Here is a 20,416-nt window from a genome sequence, read left to right as displayed (position 1 = left end):
CGGGTCCTTAGCCCGCCGTTTTTCTTTGGATCAGTCGTCGCGCGATGCAACCAGCCTGAGGTGCCCTTTGGGGCGTTTGAACTCTGCCTTGCCCTCGGCAAAGCCCTCAGCAAAACCGTCCGTGACTTCCAGCTTTGGCTTGGCCGGCGCCTGAACCTCGCTCACCGGTTTGATCCGGCTGTCTTGGATCGAGAAGCGGCGCGGGGTCGCTCCGATCGCGCCGTCACTGACCATGACGCCCATAACGCGGCTGACATCCCCCAGATCGCTTTTCAGCGGCAAAAGCAGCATACGCGCCTGCATCCGGGCGCGCCCGAACGCGCCCCTGGACACCATATCCAATTCGGCAATTGCGGGGTTGGCAAAGACCTGCTCTAGAGCATTCGTGGCTGCCTTACGCGCCTCGGGATCGAAAAACGCGGTCAGAGGCATGCCCCGCACTTCCATCCCGGCCAGCTTGTTCAGGTGGCTGCCCGCAAGGCGAAACCGGGCCAGACCGGAGGCAATCCGCTCGAGAATGAAGGTGTATTCCAGAATATTCTCAAGCCCGCGCGGATCAATCTGCGACCGCATGGGCACGCCATTCCCGTCAAGCAACGCGGTCCAGTAGGCCTCGGCCTGACGGATCGGTGAGAGGCTGCGCCCGCTGTCAAAGCGATCCATTGCGACAATCTTTCCAAGTTTGGACTTCGAGCCAGTCCCGAAAAAGGTTCCCATTTTCATTACCCTAGCGCCTAATCACCGTCATTTTCATAAAATGCAACATATCGGAGGCATTTTCGGCCGAACGACCGAGCTAGAGACATGATTGACACGGGTTGAGTCAATTTTGGAGTAATTCTTTAACGAATGGTTAACTTCTGTCGGACAGAGGCGGTCTCAGCAAACTCTTGCCCTGCACCGGGCAATGGCATTAGGTGCGGCAGACACGAAGACTGACAGCGATGGAAAGGGCAGTGATGATCAAATCCATGACCGGGTTCGCCTCGGGCAAGGGAGAGTTCGGCCCCCATAGCTGGACATGGGAACTGCGCAGCGTGAACGGCAAGGGGCTGGACATGCGCATTCGCGTCCCCGACTGGCTGACGGGCCTTGAGGCCGCGTTGCGGGCCGTTCTGTCCAAATCGCTGAGCCGAGGCAATGTGACCCTGTCGTTGCGGATCAGCCGGGACGAATCCCAGCCGGATCTGGCCTTGAATATGGTTGCCATGACGGCGGCCTTGGATGCCTTGCAACAGACACAGGCCATGGCCGAGGCAAGGGGGATTGCACTGGCCCCCTCCAAAGCAAGTGATCTGCTAACCCTTAAAGGCATGCTGGATGCAGGTGCCGAGGCCGACGATCCGGCGCCGCTGGTAGCGCAGATGACCACCGAATTCACTCCACTTTTGGCGGCGTTTCTCGACATGCGTCAGACAGAAGGCGAGGCTCTGGCCGCGATCCTGGCGTCTCAGCTAGATCAGGTTGCGGCATTGACGTCGAAGGCCGCCGAACTGGCCGAACAGCGCAAGGACAAGATGGCCGAGGCGCTGCGCGAAAACCTCGCCCGCGTGCTGGACAACGCCCAAGGGGTCGAACCTGAGAGAGTGGCGCAAGAACTCGCCCTGATCGCCGTCAAGGCCGATATAACCGAAGAAATCGACCGTCTCAGCGCCCATGTCACCGCCGCGCGGGACCTTCTGGCGCAGGATGGCGCGGTTGGTCGCAAGTTGGATTTCCTTATGCAGGAGTTCAACCGGGAGGCCAACACTCTCTGCTCCAAGGCGCAAAGCGCCGATCTGACCTCGGTCGGGTTGGAGTTGAAAGCGGTGATCGACCAGATGCGCGAGCAGGCACAAAACGTTGAATAACAATAGGAAGAACTGACATGGCAGATCGCCGCGGCCTCCTTATCATCCTGTCATCCCCTTCGGGCGCGGGTAAGTCCACCTTGGCCCGAAGGCTGATGGCCTGGGATACTGACCTTGAATTCTCGATCTCGGCCACAACCCGCGAACCACGTCCGGGTGAAGAACATGGCCGCGAATACTACTTCTTGTCGGAAGACGAGTTCAAACAGCAGGTGGCCGATGGGCAAATGCTGGAACACGCGCATGTCTTCGGCAACTTCTATGGCTCACCCGCCGGCCCGGTGCGCGAGTCCATCGAATCCGGCAAGGATGTGCTGTTCGACGTGGACTGGCAGGGCGAGGTGCAGATCCGCAACTCGGACCTCGGCAAACACGCGCTGTCGATCTTCATCCTGCCGCCTTCGATCCCAGAATTACGCCGCCGGTTGGAAAGCCGGGCTCAGGACAGCGCCGATGTCATCGGCAAGCGCATGTTGAAAAGCTGGGATGAGATCAGCCACTGGGGCTATTACGACTATGTGCTGGTGAATGACGATCTGGCTTCGACAGAGGAAAAGCTGAAGACCATCGTCAGCGCCGAACGGATGCGTCGCATACAGCAACCGAAACTGCAAAACCACGTCCGCACCCTGCAGATGGAATTCGAGGAGCAGTCATGACGATCTACGCACTTGGAGATCACACGCCCCAAATCCACGAAGACACCTGGGTCGCGCCGGACGCCAATCTGATCGGCAAAGTGGTATTGGAAGAGGGCGCCTCGGTCTGGTTTGGCTGCACGATCCGGGCGGAACACGAAGAAATCCGCGTCTGTGCGGGCAGTAATGTTCAAGAGCACTGCGTCATGCATGTCGACCCTGGTTTTCCGCTGACCATCGAGGCGAACTGCACGATCGGGCACAAGGTCATGCTGCATGGCTGCACGATCGGTGAGAACTCTCTCATCGGGATGGGGGCCATCATTCTGAACGGGGCAAAGATCGGCAAGAACTGCCTGATCGGGGCAGGGGCGCTGATCACGGAAAACAAAGAGATCCCCGACAACTCGCTGGTCATGGGGTCTCCGGGCAAAGTGGTGCGGCACTTGGATGAGGCCGCAGCCCAGCGGAACACGCTCAGTGCGCTGCATTACCAGCAGAACATGCGCAAATTCAGGGACACCCTGAAACCGTTGGCTTAAGCGGCAGGAAACCAATCGGACATGGCTGAAAACCTTCTAGAAGAATATGTATCGGCCATTCCGATGCCCGCGCTTCTGGTCGACCAGACCGAACGGATCATCGCCGCCAATACCGACGCCAAAACCCTGCTAAGCCAGAACATCACAGGCCGCCACTTTGCGACGATCCTCAGGCAGCCTCAGGTTATTGAAGCGATTGAACAAAGCCTCCGCAGCAAGGGTCCGGCCAAAACGCGGCACCTTTCAAATGATGGCGCGCAGGATACGACCTTCGAGGTGATTTGCCGCTATATGAACGGGATCGGCGCGGTGTCGGGCGGAGCGGTGCTGACGATCTTTCAGGACATCACGCATCTGGAACAAGCCAGCCAGATGCGTCGCGATTTCGTCGCCAATGTCAGTCATGAACTCCGCACCCCTCTGACCGCCCTTATGGGCTTCATCGAAACCCTGCGGGGTCCGGCCCGAGATGACGACGCCGCGCGTGAGCGATTTTTACAGATCATGACGGATGAGGCAAACCGCATGAACCGCCTTGTCGGCGATCTGCTGTCGCTCAACCGGGTCGAAAGCGAGGAACGCGTACGCCCGAAAGAGGAAGTGGAACTGACGGGCCTGCTGCATTCCACGCTGAACTCAATGCGCCCTCTGGCGGATGACGCAGAGGTGGTGCTGACGCTTGATGCGCCTGAGGATCCGGTGACTATGACCGGCGACAGCGATCAGTTGCGTCAGGTGTTTACCAATCTGGTCGAGAACGGCATCAAATATGGCGGCAGCGGCGGCAGTGTCGAGTTGCGCGTGACCACCTCAGAGAGGGATACGGCCATGCGTGGCCCGGCAGTCCGGGTGCAGATCATCGATCGAGGGCCTGGCATTGATTCCGTTCACCTGCCGCGACTCACCGAGCGGTTCTATCGCGCCGACAGTCACAGATCGCGCCAATTGGGCGGAACCGGGCTTGGACTCGCGATTGTGAAGCATATCGTCAACCGTCACCGCGGGCGTCTTCGGGTTGAAAGCGATTTAGGAAAAGGCACTGTTTTTACGGTGATTTTACCGCGCTAGAGAGCGGGTTTCCGCAAAGCCGACATGGCCGTGCCAAAAGATGTATGACAGCAAGACGCAAGAAAAACCCGTCTTGTCATAAAACTGTTACGTACCTGTCACAAAAGCCTTACGCACGGGGCCTAGTGGTTCGCGCAAGATCATCATGGGGGTGATCAAAAACCCAATTCTCAAGGAGACTGAAATGTCCTTTGTAAAACTGTCGGCTTCTGCGCTGGCAATTGCTGCCGTTTCGGCAACCACTGCTGCAGCTCGTGACAACGTTCAGGTTGCTGGTTCGTCAACCGTTCTGCCTTACGCTTCGATCGTCGCAGAACTGTTTGGCGAGAACACCGACTTCCCGACACCGGTTGTTGAATCGGGTGGTTCGTCGGCCGGCCTGAAACGTTTCTGCGAAGGCGTTGGCGAAAACACCATCGACGTTGCAAACGCGTCGCGCGCTATCCGCGAGAAAGAAATCAAAGCCTGTGCCGAAAACGGCGTGACCGACATCATGGAAGTCCGTATCGGCTATGACGGCATCGTCTTTGCAAGCCAGCAGTCTGGCCCTGCCTTCAACGCGTTTGAGCCTTCGGACATCTTCAACGCTCTGGGCGCGAAGGTTCTGAAAGATGGCGAGATCGTCGACAATCCTTACAACACATGGGCCGAGTTCAACGGCGACCTGCCTGACGTTGAAATCGCGGGCTTCATCCCCGGTACCAAGCACGGCACCCGTGAAGTGTTCGAAGAGAAAGTTCTGCTGATTGGCTGTGAAGCAACTGGCGCCATGGAAGCGATGATCGCTGGCGGCATGAGCGAAGATGACGCGGAAGATGCATGCTTGGCTGTTCGTACCGATGGCAAATCGGTCGACATCGACGGTGACTACACCGAGACCCTGGCCCGTATCGACACCAACCCGAACGGCATCGGCGTCTTCGGTCTGGCGTTCTACGAGAACAACACCGACAAGCTTAAAGTTGCGACCATGTCGGGTATCGCACCATCGACCGAGACCATCTCGACCGGTGAATACCCTGTATCGCGTCCGCTGTTCTTCTACGTGAAGAAAGCTCATATCGGCGTGATCCCCGGCCTGAAAGAATACGCTCAGTTCTTCGTCGCTGACGAAATCGCTGGCCCCTCGAGCCCGCTGGCCAACTATGGTCTGGTCGCCGACCCTGAGCTGGCAAAAACTCAGGAAGCGATCAACAACGAAGTGACCATGGGTTCGGGCAGCTAAGCCGATCTATGGATGAATGTTTGGGGCGGCGGAATTCGCCGTCCCTTTCTGCGACTTTGGCCCAGTCAAGAATAGTGGGGATATGATGCCGATATTTTGGCTTGTTCTGATCGTTTTGGCGATCGCTGTGCTCGGCTATGTTCTGGGACGGGCCCGCGCAATTCAAAGCGCAGGAGGCGAACCGCGAGACTTGCATTCGCTGCCAGCATATTACGGCGCAAATGTTCTTTTGAAGACGATTGTCCCAGCCTTTGGCCTTCTCATTATCTGGCTGTTGGTTCAGCCGTTGTATGTGAATTCCAAGGTATCTGGCATGATCCCGGATACAAGCGTCAAAGAGGGTTCTTCCCTAAGTTTGGTCATGGCCGAGGTGCGTCGCACGGCAAGCGGACTTCAAGCCGCCGTGTCGCAGGGGAATATGACCGAAGCAACCGCTAGTGACCCCCAAGCCGATCTGACCGAAGTGACTCAGAATCTTAAAGATGCGGGTCAGGTGGTTACATCCGATATCACCCAACCGGTGCTGAACGCGGCACAGAGCCATCGCGCGTTAAATGCAACCGGATATGGAATCATGACCGTCGTGGTTCTGGTGGTGGCGCTGATTGGCGCCGGGGCAGGCTGGATGCAAACCAACGCGGACTATCGCGCCCGCAACGTTGTTGAGCAGGGTGTGCGCTTTTTGCTCCTAGCGGCGGCCTCGATTGCTATTCTGACCACCGTTGGCATTGTTCTGTCACTGGTTTTCAATACGTGGGAGTTTTTCAAGCTTTACCCCGCGCCAGAGTTCTTTTTTGGCCTGACCTGGTCGCCCAGCTTTTCGGGCCGGGGCGGGTTGTCGGAACTTGGGATCATCCCGCTGCTTTGGGGCACGCTCTATATCTCTATCGTTGCTCTGCTGGTGGCTGTGCCGATTGGGCTGTTTGCCGCGATCTACCTCAGCGAATATGCGTCGCCCGCCGTGCGCTCTGTTGCCAAGCCGTTGCTGGAGGTTCTCGCTGGTATCCCAACCATCGTCTACGGCTTGTTCGCTCTGCTGACGGTCGGTCCTCTTTTGTTGGACGTCTTTGGTGATAACGGATTGGGCTGGATGAAGGCGGGTACGGCCGTGATGACAGCCGGTCTGGTGATGGGCATCATGCTGATCCCCTTTGTGTCGTCGCTGTCCGACGATATCATCAACGCCGTGCCACAAGCGATGCGCGACGGGTCCTATGGCCTGGGTGCGACGCAGTCCGAAACCATCCGCCAGGTGGTTCTGCCTGCCGCGCTACCGGGAATCGTGGGTGCGATCCTGCTGGCAGCCTCACGTGCTATTGGTGAGACCATGATCGTGGTTCTGGGGGCAGGGGCAGCCGCTCGGCTTAGCCTGAACCCGTTTGAGGCGATGACAACCGTCACCGCAAAAATCGTAAGCCAGCTGACCGGCGACGCAGACTTTGCCTCGCCAGAAGCGCTGGTTGCCTTTGCGCTTGGCATGACACTGTTCGTTGTCACGCTGGGCCTGAACGTCTTTGCCCTTTACATCGTGCGCAAGTACCGGGAGCAGTACGAATGACCGACGCAAGCATGCAAAACCCAGAAACGGGTCGCCACGCTGTTTCCCTGACTGCGTACGATGCGCGGACCCGAAAACGCGCAAAGGCAGAAAAACGCTTCCGTGCCTATGGTATCGTTGCCATCGCGACCGGGCTGTTCTTCCTGATCGTCCTGTTCGCCTCGATCCTGTCCGAGGGTATTCCGGCCTTCACCCGGACCGTCGTCAGCGTTGATTTCACCCTGACCCAGCAAGAGCAGGAAGAGGCCGAAGGCACGCTGTTCAAAACCAAAGCCTATTCGGACCTATTCATCGCGGCACTGAACAAAGAGCTCGATGAAAGCGGTCTCCAAGTCGATTTCGACGAGGCGGCAATTGAGCGTCTGCTGGGTAAAGTTGGCGGAACCATTCGAACATTCTACACAGAAAACCCGGACAAACTGGGCGAGCCTATCGAGTTTGATCTGGCGGCCTCAAGCCGCGTTGATGGATACTTTAAGGGTCGCGTGTCGCGCGACACCATACAGGATAGTCGTTTCCTCCAGAAAAGCGATCTGGATCTGGTCGATGCACTTAAGGAAGCGGGTATCATCAAACAGGTCTTCAACTGGCCGTTCATCACCGGGGCAGACTCGGGCGTGGACAACCCTGGCGGTGCCGGCATCGGTGCTTCGGTTGTCGGATCGTTCTTCATGATGCTGGTGGTTCTGGCGCTTTCGCTGCCAATTGGCGTAGCCGCGTCGATCTATCTGGAAGAATTCGCGCCGCAAAATAGGTTCACCGATCTGATTGAGGTCAATATCTCGAACCTGGCTGCGGTTCCTTCGATCGTGTTTGGTATCCTTGGTCTGGCTGTCTTCATTCAGTTCATGCACTTGCCGCAATCGGCCCCGCTGGTCGGTGGTCTGGTGCTGACCTTGATGACCTTGCCGACGATCATCATCTCGACTCGGGCGTCGCTGAAAGCAGTTCCGCCGTCGATCCGTGATGCCGCGCTTGGGGTGGGGGCTTCCAAAATGCAGGCGGTGTTCCATCACGTTCTGCCGCTAGCCGCGCCCGGTATCCTGACCGGCACAATCATTGGTCTGGCGCAGGCGCTGGGGGAAACCGCTCCGCTGTTGCTGATCGGGATGGTGGGCTTTGTTGCCCGTGGTTACCCAGACGGATTCCTTGCCGGGTTCACCGAACCAAACTCAGCTATGCCCGCGCAAATCTACACTTGGGCTGCGCGCGCAGATGTTGGGTTCTACGAAAAAGCTTGGGGCGGGATCATCATCCTTTTGATTTTCCTGCTGACAATGAACATCATCGCAATCATTCTGCGCCGCCGCTTTGAACGCCGCTGGTAAGAAGGGCAGACCCATGAACGACATGTCACGAGTGGAGAGACAAGTGGATACCAATGAAATCAAGCTGGAGTGCCGGGACTGCCAAGTCTTTTACGGTGACACTCACGCCATCAAAGATGTGAATGTCGATATCGAAGACAAGACTGTCACAGCCTTCATCGGTCCTTCGGGCTGCGGTAAATCCACGTTCCTGCGCTGTTTGAACAGGATGAACGACACAATTGATGTTGCGCGGGTTGAAGGCAGCTTTAAACTGGACGGCGAAGACATCTACGACAAACGCGTTGATCCGGTTCAACTGCGCGCCAAGGTCGGGATGGTGTTCCAGAAACCCAACCCGTTCCCGAAGTCGATCTATGACAATGTGGCCTATGGCCCGCGAATCCACGGTCTTGCCAAGAACAAAGCGGAACTGGATGAGATCGTCGAGAAATCCTTGCGTCGCGGTGCGATCTGGGAAGAGGTCAAGGATCGTCTGGACGCTCCGGGCACCGGCTTGTCTGGCGGTCAGCAGCAGCGCTTGTGCATTGCCCGCGCCGTGGCGACAGAACCGGAAGTTCTGCTGATGGACGAGCCTTGCTCGGCGCTGGACCCGATTGCGACTGCCCAGGTCGAAGAGTTGATTGACGAACTGCGCGCTCAGTATTCGGTGGTCATCGTGACCCACTCGATGCAGCAGGCCGCGCGTGTCAGCCAGAAAACGGCCTTTTTCCACTTGGGTAACCTCGTCGAGTTCGGCGAAACAGGACAGATTTTCACCAACCCGGTGGACCCGCGCACCGAAAGCTACATCACTGGCCGGATCGGCTGAGCACAGGTATTCCGACATGAACGATTCAGAACAACATATCGCCTCTGTCTTCGACCGCGATCTCGAAGCGATCCAGGCACATATCATGAAGATGGGCGGTCTGGTCGAAGCCGCGATCATGGGCGCCGCCCGCTCGCTAGAAACGCGGGACGAGGAACTCGCCCAGCAGGTGCGCCAGGGCGACAAAGCCATCGACGCGCTCGAGGACATCATCAACGAGGAAACCGCCCGCCTGATCGCCTTACGCGCACCAACGGCAAGTGACCTGCGGTTGGTGCTGTCGGTGCTGAAGGTCTCGGCCAACCTGGAACGGATTGGCGACTATTCCAAGAATATCGCCAAGCGGACCACTGTGCTGGTGAACTCGGGCGAGATCAACGGCAGTGCCTCGGCGCTGCGCCGGATGGCGCGCGAGGTTGAGGTCATGCTGCGCGACGCGCTGGATGCCTATATTCAACGGGATGCCGAACTGGCCGCCGATGTCATCGACCGCGATGAGGAGGTGGACCAGATGTATAACGGCCTGTTCCGCGAATTCCTGACCTTCATGGCCGAGGATCCGCGTAGCATTTCCTCCTGCATGCACCTGCATTTCATCGCAAAGAACATCGAGCGTATGGGCGACCACGTGACCGCCATTGCCGAGCAGGTCGTGTATCTGGTCACCGGCGAGCGCCCGACCGAGTCGCGCCCCAAGGCCGACACAACGTCGCAAACCGTCTAGGAGACGCCTCTCATGTCTGCAGATCAACCAACGGTTCTGGTGGTCGAAGATGAGCTCGCCCAGCGTGAAGTGCTGGCCTATAACCTCGAGGCCGAAGGCTTTCGCGTCTCGAAGGCGGCCAGCGGTGACGAGGCGCTGTTGCTGGTGGACGAGGACAGCCCGGATATCATCGTTCTGGACTGGATGATGCCCAATCTCAGCGGGATCGAGGTCTGCCGACGCCTGAAAACACGGCCAGACACCCGTTCTATTCCGATCATCATGCTCTCGGCACGTTCGGAAGAGGTCGACAAGGTGCGCGGTCTTGAGACCGGCGCGGATGACTATGTGGTCAAGCCGTACTCAGTCGTGGAACTCATGGCTCGGGTGCGGACCCAACTGCGCCGCGTGCGTCCGGCCACCGTGGGTATTCGCCTGGAATTCGACGATATCGTACTGGATTCCGAAACCCATAAGGTCAGCCGTGGCAGCCATTCGCTGAAACTGGGGCCGACCGAATTCCGCCTTCTCAGCACTTTCATGGAAAAACCCGGCCGAGTCTGGAGCCGTGAGCAATTGCTGGACCGTGTCTGGGGCCGCGACATCTATGTAGACACAAGGACGGTCGATGTGCATATCGGCCGTTTGCGCAAAGCGCTGACCCAGCATGGCGGCAATGATCCAGTGCGGACCGTGCGCGGGGCAGGGTACGCCTTGGGGTAAAAAGGGAATGGGGTTCCGGCCCCCTACCTATGACATTTACTCATAATCGGGTGTCAAACTCTTGCTGTTTTTCCGCGAAGTGCCACGTTACTGTGCAGCAACTTCAGACAGAGCGGAGATACCCGATGAACGCCCCTGCCACCAAACCGACTTTGCGCGCAAAAGATGCGCCGGATCTGGGTAAGTTTGCCTGGGACGATCCGTTCCGTCTGTCCGACCAGCTGTCCGAAGACGAGCGCATGATCGCAGATAGCGCGCGCGCGTACGCGCAGGAAAAGCTGCAGCCGCGCGTTACCGCCGCATTCCAGAAGGAAGAAACCGACCCCGAGATCTTCCGTGAAATGGGCGAAATGGGCCTTCTGGGCACCACGATACCCGAGGAATATGGCGGTCTTGGCAGCGGCTACGTGTCCTACGGCTTGGTCGCGCGCGAGGTTGAGCGCGTGGACTCGGGCTATCGCTCGATGATGTCGGTGCAAAGCTCGCTGGTGATGTACCCAATCTATGCCTACGGTTCCGAGGAACAGCGCCGCAAATACCTCCCAAAACTGGCTTCGGGCGAATGGATCGGCTGTTTCGGCTTGACCGAAGCGGATGCAGGGTCGGACCCGGCTGGCATGAAAACACGGGCCGAAAAGATCGACGGTGGGTACCGCCTGACCGGCACCAAGATGTGGATCTCGAACGCGCCAATTGCGGATGTCTTCGTGGTCTGGGCCAAGTCGGACGCGCATGACGGTAAGATCCGCGGGTTCGTTTTGGACAAGGGTCAGCCGGGTCTTTCTGCACCGAAGATCGAAAACAAACTCAGCCTGCGGGCCTCGATTACCGGAGAGATCGTGCTGGATGGCATCGAGGTGGGCGAGGGCGCTTTGCTACCTCATGTGCAAGGTCTAAAAGGCCCGTTCGGCTGTCTGAACCGCGCGCGCTATGGGATCAGCTGGGGCGTGATGGGTGCAGCCGAACATTGCTGGCATGCAGCGCTGCAATACGGTTTGGACCGTAAGCAGTTCAACAAACCGCTGGCGCAAACGCAGCTATACCAACGCAAACTGGCCGACATGCAGACCGAGATCGCTTTGGCTCTACAAGCAAGCCTGCGCGTCGGTCGCCTGATGGATCAGGCCGAAGCAGCGCCCGAGATGGTCTCAATCGTCAAACGCAACAACTGCGGCAAAGCGCTGGACATCGCGCGCATGGCCCGTGACATGCACGGCGGCAACGGTATCTCGCTGGAGTTCCAGGTTATCCGCCACATGGTCAATCTGGAGACTGTGAACACCTACGAGGGCACTCATGACGTTCACGCTCTTATCCTTGGGCGTGCGCAAACTGGGCTGCAGGCTTTTTTCTAGGTCTTAAAGGCGGTTAGGTGTAGGTTTTGATCTAGGGCGACACTAATCTGTAATACGTGTAATTGGTATTATGGTAAATATTTTGACTGCTAATCAAACCTAACCACCAAGGATAACGATTTGGAACTCAGCGGAAAGACAGTTGTCATAACCGGTGCAGCTGGCGGTATTGGCAAAGGTCTCGCCGAGAGGTTCTGTGCAGATGGCGCCACCGTTGTCTGTTCCGACATCGACGAAGCAAATGCGCAAGCCTTGGCGGACGAGATCGGCGGGCACGCGCTTCCGTGCGACGTCGCCAGCGAAGCGCAGATCAAAGCGCTTATCGAGCATGTCGAGGACGAGATTGCTCCGATCGATCTGTTTTGTGCAAATGCCGGAATTCTGACACTCGGCGGTTTGGACGTGCCAGATGAAGACTGGAACCGCATTTGGGACATCAACGTGATGTCTCATGTCTGGTTGGCGCGTCACCTTGTTCCACGGTTCGTCGAGCGCGGCCGTGGCTACATCATGATCACGGCGTCGGCTGCCGGGCTTTTGAACCAACCCGGCGCGGTGCCGTATGGCGTCACCAAACACGCGGCCATCGGTTTTGCAGAATGGTTGGCGTTGACCTACGGCCATAAAGGTTTGAAGGTTTCGGCACTATGCCCACAAGCTGTCAGATCCGAGATGACACGCGGTCATGAAACCTCGGTAGCGGCTATTGACGGAATGCTCGAGCCGGAGGATGTCGCACAGGCCTGTGTGGAAGGTATTCGAGCCGAGCAATTCCTGATCCTGCCGCATCCCGAAGTCCTTCAATACATACGTCACAAAACGGCCGACTATGACCGATGGCTGCTCGGCATGAATAAATTAAATCAACAGTTTATAGGCGACCCTTAGCCATTTGGTCGCCGCATCAATCCCTCTTGCGCAACTGACGCCACCAGAACGCCATCCTCGGAATAGATGGAGCCGCGATTGAAAGACCGCCCCTGCCCCGTCCACGGTGATTCCATCACATAGAGATGCCAGTTTTCAAAACGCACCGGCGCATGAAACCACAGCGCGTGATCTAGGCTTGCCGCGTTTACCTGACCCGTGAACCAGCTCAGCCCATGGGGCCGCATGCCGGAGCTCATCAGGCTCATGTCTGAGGCATAGGCCAGTATCAGATGCTGTGTACGGGCATCAGTTGACGCCGCTCCGGGCATTCGGAACCAGATCTTGTTCTGATCGTCGGAAATTTCAGGTCGAAATGGGTCCAGATGATCCACTTCGCGCACTTCGATTGGCCGCTCGCGCAAAAGCTCTTTTTTCATCTTTTCGGGGACTTGGTCCACATACTTGTGGCGCAGTTCGCTGCGCGATGGATGGGTTTCTGGGCTCTCAGAGAACGGCATCGGATGCTGATGAGACCACCCCTCATCCTCAACATGAAAGGATGCAGACATATTGAGGATCTGCTTACCATGTTGAATCGCAACCACGCGCCGCGTGGTGAAAGAACCGCCGTCTCTGGCACGATCCACTTGATAAACAACGGGAATACTGGGGTCTCCCGGACGAATGAAATAAGCATGCAAGGAATGGCAGAGCCTGTCATCAACCGTTCTGTAAGCCGCTGCTAGCGCCTGCGCGATGACCTGACCGCCAAAGATACGCGTCGGTGTCTCACCGCCGGACCCAGTACCCCTGAACAGGTCAACCTCAAGCCGTTCAATGTTCAGAAGGTCCAGAAGAATACGCTCAGCTTCGGTCATGGGTTGCTCGATCTTGTTCATTTGGGGGGTGAGGTACCAACACCCGCGCCATCAATCAATCACCGCACCCAAGACCAGAGCTTTAAGTTCCGCGCGGGACGGATAAGAGCTGGACGGCGACAATTGAGTGAAGAACACAGCCGTCAAATCCAAGGACCGGTCAATCCAGAAATAGGTCGAGGCCATACCGCCCCAGCTGAAGTCCCCGACAGATCCCGGCACTCCGGTACGACCCGGGTTCAGCACGACAGAGCCGCCCAATCCAAACCCCATACCTTCCATCGGTTGTTCCGCAAAACTACTGGGGCCCATTGAGGCAATATCGCCGGGTAAGTGATTGATCATCATGAAATCTACTGTCTTCGGACCCAATAGCCGTTCGCCACCGGCCTGCCCTCGGTTCCGCAGCATTTCAGCAAACCGGCTATAGTCATCTATCGTTCCGACCAGGCCGCCACCGCCCGAGAATGTAGTGGTGGATTCGAACGGAGAAGATCCCGCTTGATCCACCAGCCTGAGCGTATCCTCGGACTGTTCGGCCGAGTTTAGATCCATCGCATCGCCGGCCAGAGGCGTATAGAGCGAAGCAAATCTATCGCCAGCATGTTTCGGGACCGAAAAGCTGGTCTCTTGCATGCCGAGCGGCTCAAAGATCTCCTGTTGGAAGAACTGGTCCAACGTCTTTCCTGAGACGACCTCAACAACGCGACCTAGGACGTCGGTGCTGACCGAATACTCCCACCGGCTGCCCGGTTGAAACGCCAGAGGCAGAGCGGCGAGATCACTTACTCTATCCTTCAGAAGCCCCTGATTGGGCTTGAAGATCATATCCCGCTCGTCCATCGCCGATGGTAGGAGGCCGGGATTAAATGGGTAGCTGAACCCGCTCGTGTGGGTCAGTAGCTGATGCAGAGTCGGCGGCGGCGCAGCTTCGGTCTGATCCAACCGTTCGGCATTTGGAACCAACGCCTGAGGCGCGGCAAATTCGGGTAGATACTCGGACAATGGCGCGCCAAGGTGGATCAATCCGCGCTCGACCAGCATCATCACCGCAACTGAGGTAATCGGTTTGGTCATCGAGTAGATACGGACCAGCGTGTCACGCTCGAAAGGCAGTTCGGATTCGACGTTGCGCTGGCCGCAGGCGTGGAAGAAGACCTCCTGCCCTTTGTGTTTCAGAAGAAGCGAGCTGCCGGGATATTTTCGTTGATCTACATAGAGTTGCATCCACGGGCGAATGCGATCCAACCTGTTTTTATCCCACGCAACCGGCATTCCAAAGTTCCCTCTGCCCTAGGCGTCCAAAGCCGACAAACCATGCTGCGCAAACAGCGACACGTAGTCACCGAACAGTTTCGCCCGGCCCGGGTCCGAGGCGTTGCCGTCCAGCGCGCGTTTGTAGACGCCCTGCAGAATGGCGGCCATTCGAAAGAAGTTAAAGGCCAGATAGAAGCCAAAATACCTGATTTCCGGCAGCCCACGCCGCGCGCAATATTGTTCGATATAGTCTCTATCACTGGGCAATCCGAGGGTTTTGCGGTCAATCCCAGCCAGCCCCCGCCCTTCTGGACCCGGAGGCAGCTGCCATTGCATGATCACTGCGGCGAGGTCGGCGTAAGGATGGCCGATCGTCGACAACTCCCAATCCAGCACGCCGATGCACCGCGTGCCGCTGCGTTCAAACATCAAGTTGTCGATCCGATAATCGCCATGCACAAGACTGCGCTGACCATCGTCTTCGGGCAAAGCCCCCTCCAACCCCGCGATCAGCGCATCCATCTGAGCGATCTTGTTTGTCTCAGAGGCGCGGTACTGCTTTGTCCAGCGCGCGATCTGACGTTCGAAATAATTCCCGCTGGGGCCATAGTCGGCGAGGCCCGCTGCGTCGATATCGACGGAATGCAGCGCGGCCAGTACCCGGTTCATTTCGTCCATGACGGCGGTGCGCGTCTCGTTGCTTTCACCGGTCAAGGTTGGTTCCAGGAAAACACGGCCCTCCAGGTGTTCCATCACGTAGAAAGCGGACCCTATGACTGACGTATCTTCGCATAGAAGAAACATCTCAGGCACAGGGACATCGCTGCCTGCAAGCGCCTGTTGCACGCGAAATTCGCGCTCCACTGCATGCGCAGATTTCAGAAGCTTTCCCATTGGCTTACGACGCAGAACGTAAGTGTGATCCGGCGTCTCAAGTGCGAAAGTCGGGTTGGATTGCCCGGTATCGAACTTGCGGGCCTTCAGAGGGCCGCGATACCCCGAGAGGTTTGCGGCAAGGTAGGTATCGACGGCGTCCAGATCCAATGGGCTTTTCGTATTCATCGTCAAAACGCTTCGGCAAAGATGTTGCCCGCAGTAACCACGTTGATGCCTCCGGACACGGGGATGACGGCTCCGGTCACGTAGCTGCCCCCTCGCCCACACAAAAACAACATGCAGCCCGCGATGTCATCGTCACGCCCAACTCGGCCCAGAGGAACCGATTTGCCCACCTTCTCGCGCGTCGTCTCATCCGCAGTTGCAAAAGCGGTCATGCGTGAGACGAACGGGCCGGGCGCCAGAGCGTTGACGGTGACGTGGTAAGGCGACAGTTCCTTGGCCAGGATTTTGGTTAGATGCAGGACGGCCGCCTTGGAGGCCGAATAGCTGTATGCCCCGTCCCCCATGGGAACCTCACCCATGACCGAGCCGACATTGACCACCCGCGCCGGGTCTTCGGCGGTGCCGGACTTCATAAGCAAGGGCAGTAGTTTCTGCGTCAGCTCAAATACACCCGCGACGTTGACGGACATCACTTTGTCCCATGCGTCATGAGGGAACTGACCTAAAGGCGCACCCCAGGACACACCCGAATTATTCATCAAAATATCAAGGCGTTCTGTCCGTTTATTGATCTTGGCAACGACTTCGTCGATTCCGTCTTTACTGCCCAGATCCCCGGCAAACCCCTCGGCACTGCCGGTGGCATCCAACGCGTTCAGCTCCGCCGCGACGGCTTCGCAGGCGTCACCTTTGCGGGAGGCGATCAGCACATGCGCTCCGGCCCGAACAAGCGCTTCGGCGGCCATGCGGCCAATTCCGGTGGCACCGCCCGTGACCAGAGCCACCTTTCCATCCAAAGAAAACAGGGTTTCCGGGGTCATGCCACACTCCTCGCTTGTCGTAGGGGAAAGAGGGTGCGCCGTTGACAGCGCGCGATCCCGCCCCAAAATTCCATCTGCAAGAATAACAGGAACAATGAGGGCAACATGCAAGCATTACTCAGCGTCGCAGCGGGTGGACCGGAGACTCTGGAACTGACCACCCTGCCCGATCCGACCCCGGGCCGCGGAGAGATTCTGGTTGGAATAAAGGCCGCCGGGGTGAACTTTCCCGATACGCTGATGATCCGCGACCTCTATCAGATGAAGCCACCGCGGCCCTTCGCCCCTGGTGGTGAAATCGCAGGTGAGGTGCTTGCGCTTGGCGACGGCGTAGAGGGGTTCGCGATCGGAGATCGCGTTCTGGCGCTGACCGGTCATGGCGGCTTTGCCACGCATCTTGCGATCAAAGCCAAGGACGCAATCAAGTTTTCCGATACCATGCCCTTTGATGAGGCGGCGTGTTTTATCTTCACCTATGGCACCTCCTACCATGCCTTGAAGGATCGAGCGGCCCTCCAACCGGGTGAGACGCTGTTGGTTCTGGGGGCCGCGGGTGGTGTCGGATCGGCGGCGATCGAGTTGGGCAAAGCCATGGGCGCGCGAGTCATCGCTGCGGTTTCCACGCCAGACAAAGCTGAATTCTGCCGCTCGATCGGTGCGGCTGAGACGATCCTGTACCCCAAGGATCCTGACAAAGACGCGCAAAAGGCGTTCTCGAAAGATATCAAGGCATTGGCGGGCGCCGGCGGTGTCGACGTTATTTATGATGCGGTTGGCGGAGCCTATGCTGAACCCGCCTTGCGCAGCATTGCGTGGAAGGGTCGATATCTGGTTGTCGGGTTTCCGGCTGGCATCCCCAGCGTACCGCTCAATCTTGCGCTACTTAAAGGATGCCAGATCGTCGGCGTCTTCTGGGGTGCCTCCGTCTTTCGGGAACCTGACGCTCATGCCGAAAACCTAAGCGAATTGTTTAACTTATACGCCGCAGGTAAAGTCAAACCCCGCATCGCGGCGCGCTTCCCCCTTTCCGAGGGCGCGGTGGCAATCGAACTGCTTTCTCAGCGCTCCGTTCTCGGAAAGGTTGTGGTCACAATGGACGATACCTAACTGGAACGGGTTGCATCAAAGGCATCTTTGTCAGCCCACTCGCCTCATTGGAGCATTGTCCGGTAGACATCCCCACCAAATGCCGTTTAAGAAACGAATATGGGGACGGAGATTTATGAATAAAATTCTTGTGTTGAATGGCCCGAACCTCAATCTTTTGGGCACCCGACAGCCTGAGGTCTACGGCAGCACCACCTTGAAAATGGTGGAGGAGCAATGCGTTGCTCATGGCACGTCTATCGGGCTTGAGGTTTCGACATTTCAATCCAATCACGAAGGTGCGCTGATTGATGCCATCCATCAGGCCCGTGGCACGCAGAACGGTTTGGTTCTGAACGCAGGCGCTTATACCCATACGTCGATTGCCCTGATGGATGCGATTGCCTCGGTAGAGCTGCCTTTGGTCGAGGTTCACTTGTCGAACATCCACGCGCGGGAAAGCTTCCGCCACAAGTCCTACATCGCGTCGGTTGCCCTTGGGCAGATCTGCGGTTTTGGTGCGCAGAGCTATGTTTTGGCGCTGGATGCCTTGGCAGCTCATCTAAAATCAGGGGACGTTGCATGAAGCTGAAGGAATATCTTCGCTTTGTCAGCTATGCCAGAACCCTGGAAGAGCTTTGGGATGCCCATTGCCGACAGATGGCCATATACGGGTTTGACCGGCTAATTTATGGCTACACTCAATATCGTACTGCCACGTCCTTGGGCGACCCTGAGGATTTTGTCATCCTCAGCAATCATCGGCGTGAATATGTTGACGGCTTTCTCGGTGACAGCAGGTATTCCAACGCTCCGATGCTGCAATGGGCTTTGAACAACGATGGCGCGGCAAGCTGGGGGTTGATTCAGGATTTGGCCTCGAACGGGGAACTCACGCCCGAGCAGCAAAAGGTTGTGGATTTCAACAAGTCGCACAACGTGCTTGCTGGATATACTGTCAGCTTCAACTCGGTCTCGGTGCGGTCCAAGGGTGCGATCTCGCTATCGGCAGAAGAAAACCGCAACCAGGACGAGATTGACGACATGTGGGAAGAGCATGGCGAGGATATCCTTCTTATGAACAACATCGCTCATCTCAAGATCCTGACGCTGCCCTATACACCTCCGAATCGGTCGCTAACCAAACGCCAGCGAGAGGCGCTGCAATGGGTCGGTGACGGCAAAACGACTCAGGATATAGCCCTGCTGATGGGGCTGACGGCGGCGACAGTGGAAAAACACCTGAGGCTGGCACGCGAATCGCTTTCAGTCGAAACGACAGCCCAGGCCGTTCTGAAAGCCGCCCTACACAACCAGATGTATGTGATGGAAGCCTGACCACAAGAGATTGACGCCAAACCGCGTCAATTTACCTTAGGTAAGGAAATCATGACTTCCCATCTTCACGGGAAAATTGCAGATTGATACCGTTCCGTGAGTGGTGGCTTTAGCCAAGGAACATTCGATTGGATCTTTGCAATACCAGAGCTCTCCAATCACTCTGACTTTTGGAGCGCCTATTCGTCCGCGTACCGACGTCGGAATTTTGGAGGGTCCCGACCATCCCCATCATGCGGGGCCCTCCATTCACCTTCTGCTTGAACAGACAAATCCATCTCTGGCACAAAAAAACCGGCCACGTTCGACGTGACCGGTTCTGAATGTCGTTAGGCCCCGCAACCGGGGCCTAGAGCAAAGGCTTAGCCTTGTGCCGCTTTAGCAACTTCTGCAGCGAAGTCTTCTTTTTCGACCACGATGCCTTCGCCAACTTCCAGACGGATGAAGCCGGTGATGGTTGCGCCTGCTTCTTTGGCCGCTGCTTCAACGGTCAGGTCAGGGTTAACAACGAAGGACTGGTTCAACAGAGTCGATTCAGCCACGAATTTCTTCATGCGACCTTCGATCATCTTCTCGATCACCTGCTCCGGCTTGCCGGACTCGCGGGCGATGTCCATCTGAACCTGCTTTTCTTTCTCGACAACAGCCGGATCCATGTCGGCCTCGGACAGAGCTGCCGGGTTCACAGCAGCGATGTGCATCGCAACCTGCTTGCCGATTGCTTCGTCGCCACCGGTCAGAGCAACCAGAACGCCGATTTTGCCCATGCCGTTGGTGGCTGCGTTGTGAACGTAGGACACAACGGTATCGCCCGACAGTTTCGACATGCGGCGCACAGACATGTTTTCGCCAATGGTGGCGATCTTGTCAGTGATAGTGTCCGCAACGGATTTGCCGCCCAGATCAGCAGCCAGCAGAGCTTCGACATTGTCGACGCCTTCAGCAGCGTAGGTGATCTTGCCGACCATTTCCTGGAACTCAGCGTTCTTCGCAACGAAGTCGGTTTCCGAGTTCACTTCGACAGCAACACCGTTGCCACCGTTGACGTGAACAGCAACCAGACCTTCTGCTGCGGTACGGCCCGATTTCTTGGCCGCTTTGGCCAGGCCCTTGGTGCGCAGCCAGTCAACGGCCTCGTCCATGTTGCCGCCGGTTTCGGTCAGGGCTTTTTTCGCGTCCATCATGCCTGCGCCGGTTGCGTCGCGCAGTTCTTTAACCATTGCTGCTGTGATTGCCATCTTTTGGCTCTCCTCAATTCAAACGGAATTGGGGCAGGTCATACCCTGCCCCATGTGTCATTTAC

The 20,416-nt window shown here is 57.3% G+C and carries 21 protein-coding genes; 15 read left to right on the top strand and 6 right to left on the bottom strand.

What is annotated here, in order from left to right:
- Nucleotides 1–30 precede the first annotated feature (30 nt).
- Nucleotides 31–717: a PAS domain-containing protein gene (locus ACR0C3_RS01420; RefSeq protein ID WP_480756795.1), complete on the bottom strand. Its 687-nt coding sequence runs from the start codon at nt 715–717 to the stop codon at nt 31–33.
- A 242-nt stretch (nt 718–959) separates the two neighbouring features.
- Between ACR0C3_RS01420 and ACR0C3_RS01415 the strand changes: the two genes are divergently transcribed.
- From ACR0C3_RS01415 to ACR0C3_RS01360, 12 genes are all read left to right on the top strand, one after another.
- Nucleotides 960–1,850, top strand: a complete 891-nt coding sequence (locus ACR0C3_RS01415) for a YicC/YloC family endoribonuclease (RefSeq protein WP_480756793.1) — start codon at nt 960–962, stop codon at nt 1,848–1,850.
- A 17-nt stretch (nt 1,851–1,867) separates the two neighbouring features.
- Nucleotides 1,868–2,509 (top strand): guanylate kinase, encoded by a 642-nt coding sequence (gene gmk / locus ACR0C3_RS01410; protein WP_170764283.1) that lies wholly within the window; start codon nt 1,868–1,870, stop codon nt 2,507–2,509.
- Nucleotides 2,506–3,030, top strand: a complete 525-nt coding sequence (locus ACR0C3_RS01405) for a gamma carbonic anhydrase family protein (RefSeq protein ID WP_480756791.1) — start codon at nt 2,506–2,508, stop codon at nt 3,028–3,030. Before gmk ends, ACR0C3_RS01405 begins: the two co-directional genes overlap by 4 nt.
- 21 nt (nt 3,031–3,051) lie before the next feature.
- On the top strand, nt 3,052–4,098 hold the full coding sequence (locus ACR0C3_RS01400; RefSeq protein ID WP_480756789.1) for a sensor histidine kinase: 1,047 nt from the start codon (nt 3,052–3,054) through the stop codon (nt 4,096–4,098).
- 184 nt (nt 4,099–4,282) lie between these two features.
- Nucleotides 4,283–5,323 carry a substrate-binding domain-containing protein gene (locus ACR0C3_RS01395; RefSeq protein WP_170548721.1) on the top strand — a complete coding sequence of 347 codons (1,041 nt, stop codon included), beginning with the start codon at nt 4,283–4,285 and terminating at the stop codon, nt 5,321–5,323.
- Between the two features lie 85 nt (nt 5,324–5,408).
- On the top strand, nt 5,409–6,881 hold the full coding sequence (gene pstC, locus ACR0C3_RS01390; RefSeq protein WP_480756788.1) for a phosphate ABC transporter permease subunit PstC: 1,473 nt from the start codon (nt 5,409–5,411) through the stop codon (nt 6,879–6,881).
- On the top strand, nt 6,878–8,209 hold the full coding sequence (gene pstA / locus ACR0C3_RS01385; protein ID WP_480756786.1) for a phosphate ABC transporter permease PstA: 1,332 nt from the start codon (nt 6,878–6,880) through the stop codon (nt 8,207–8,209). Before pstC ends, pstA begins: the two co-directional genes overlap by 4 nt.
- Before the next feature lie 13 nt (nt 8,210–8,222).
- Complete coding sequence (pstB, locus tag ACR0C3_RS01380; protein ID WP_170373719.1) at nt 8,223–9,020, top strand: phosphate ABC transporter ATP-binding protein PstB; 798 nt, start codon at nt 8,223–8,225, stop codon at nt 9,018–9,020.
- 16 nt (nt 9,021–9,036) lie between these two features.
- Nucleotides 9,037–9,744, top strand: coding sequence for a phosphate signaling complex protein PhoU (gene phoU / locus ACR0C3_RS01375; RefSeq protein WP_170373720.1), 708 nt, complete (start codon nt 9,037–9,039; stop codon nt 9,742–9,744).
- Nucleotides 9,745–9,756: 12 nt separating this feature from the next.
- Nucleotides 9,757–10,446: a phosphate regulon transcriptional regulator PhoB gene (phoB, locus tag ACR0C3_RS01370; protein WP_170458202.1), complete on the top strand. Its 690-nt coding sequence runs from the start codon at nt 9,757–9,759 to the stop codon at nt 10,444–10,446.
- A gap of 125 nt (nt 10,447–10,571) precedes the next feature.
- On the top strand, nt 10,572–11,801 hold the full coding sequence (locus tag ACR0C3_RS01365) for an acyl-CoA dehydrogenase (RefSeq protein ID WP_480756783.1): 1,230 nt from the start codon (nt 10,572–10,574) through the stop codon (nt 11,799–11,801).
- A gap of 120 nt (nt 11,802–11,921) precedes the next feature.
- Nucleotides 11,922–12,689 (top strand): SDR family oxidoreductase, encoded by a 768-nt coding sequence (locus ACR0C3_RS01360; protein ID WP_480756781.1) that lies wholly within the window; start codon nt 11,922–11,924, stop codon nt 12,687–12,689.
- On the opposite strand, the gene ACR0C3_RS01355 is transcribed toward ACR0C3_RS01360, so the two are convergent.
- The 4 genes from ACR0C3_RS01355 to ACR0C3_RS01340 form a co-directional block, all read right to left on the bottom strand.
- Nucleotides 12,686–13,549, bottom strand: a complete 864-nt coding sequence (locus ACR0C3_RS01355) for an acyl-CoA thioesterase (protein ID WP_480756933.1) — start codon at nt 13,547–13,549, stop codon at nt 12,686–12,688. The genes ACR0C3_RS01360 and ACR0C3_RS01355 overlap by 4 nt on opposite strands.
- A gap of 51 nt (nt 13,550–13,600) precedes the next feature.
- Nucleotides 13,601–14,776: a serine hydrolase domain-containing protein gene (locus tag ACR0C3_RS01350; protein ID WP_480756779.1), complete on the bottom strand. Its 1,176-nt coding sequence runs from the start codon at nt 14,774–14,776 to the stop codon at nt 13,601–13,603.
- A gap of 66 nt (nt 14,777–14,842) precedes the next feature.
- Nucleotides 14,843–15,868: a phosphotransferase gene (locus tag ACR0C3_RS01345; RefSeq protein WP_480756778.1), complete on the bottom strand. Its 1,026-nt coding sequence runs from the start codon at nt 15,866–15,868 to the stop codon at nt 14,843–14,845.
- A gap of 2 nt (nt 15,869–15,870) precedes the next feature.
- Nucleotides 15,871–16,689 (bottom strand): SDR family NAD(P)-dependent oxidoreductase, encoded by an 819-nt coding sequence (locus ACR0C3_RS01340; protein ID WP_480756777.1) that lies wholly within the window; start codon nt 16,687–16,689, stop codon nt 15,871–15,873.
- A gap of 105 nt (nt 16,690–16,794) precedes the next feature.
- Between ACR0C3_RS01340 and ACR0C3_RS01335 the strand changes: the two genes are divergently transcribed.
- The 3 genes from ACR0C3_RS01335 to ACR0C3_RS01325 all read left to right on the top strand — a co-directional run bounded on the left by ACR0C3_RS01335 (nt 16,795) and on the right by ACR0C3_RS01325 (nt 19,113).
- On the top strand, nt 16,795–17,796 hold the full coding sequence (locus tag ACR0C3_RS01335; RefSeq protein WP_480756776.1) for an NADPH:quinone oxidoreductase family protein: 1,002 nt from the start codon (nt 16,795–16,797) through the stop codon (nt 17,794–17,796).
- 115 nt (nt 17,797–17,911) lie between these two features.
- Nucleotides 17,912–18,361 (top strand): type II 3-dehydroquinate dehydratase, encoded by a 450-nt coding sequence (gene aroQ / locus ACR0C3_RS01330; protein ID WP_170466932.1) that lies wholly within the window; start codon nt 17,912–17,914, stop codon nt 18,359–18,361.
- A complete protein-coding gene (locus ACR0C3_RS01325; protein WP_170373729.1) occupies nt 18,358–19,113 on the top strand; it encodes a LuxR family transcriptional regulator in 756 nt (251 codons plus the stop codon). The genes aroQ and ACR0C3_RS01325 overlap by 4 nt, the downstream gene beginning before the upstream one ends.
- Nucleotides 19,114–19,475: 362 nt before the next feature.
- Here ACR0C3_RS01325 and tsf read toward each other — a convergent pair whose 3' ends face one another.
- The gene (tsf, locus tag ACR0C3_RS01320; protein WP_170373730.1) at nt 19,476–20,351 is read right to left on the bottom strand and encodes a translation elongation factor Ts; all 876 of its coding nucleotides are present in this window, start codon (nt 20,349–20,351) and stop codon (nt 19,476–19,478) included.
- Nucleotides 20,352–20,416 lie beyond the last annotated feature (65 nt).

The sequence above is a fragment of the Ruegeria sp. CK3 genome (genome assembly GCF_056536565.1).
The sequence above is the reverse complement of the archived record's forward strand: the minus strand, read 5'-3'. Positions and strand labels throughout refer to the sequence as shown.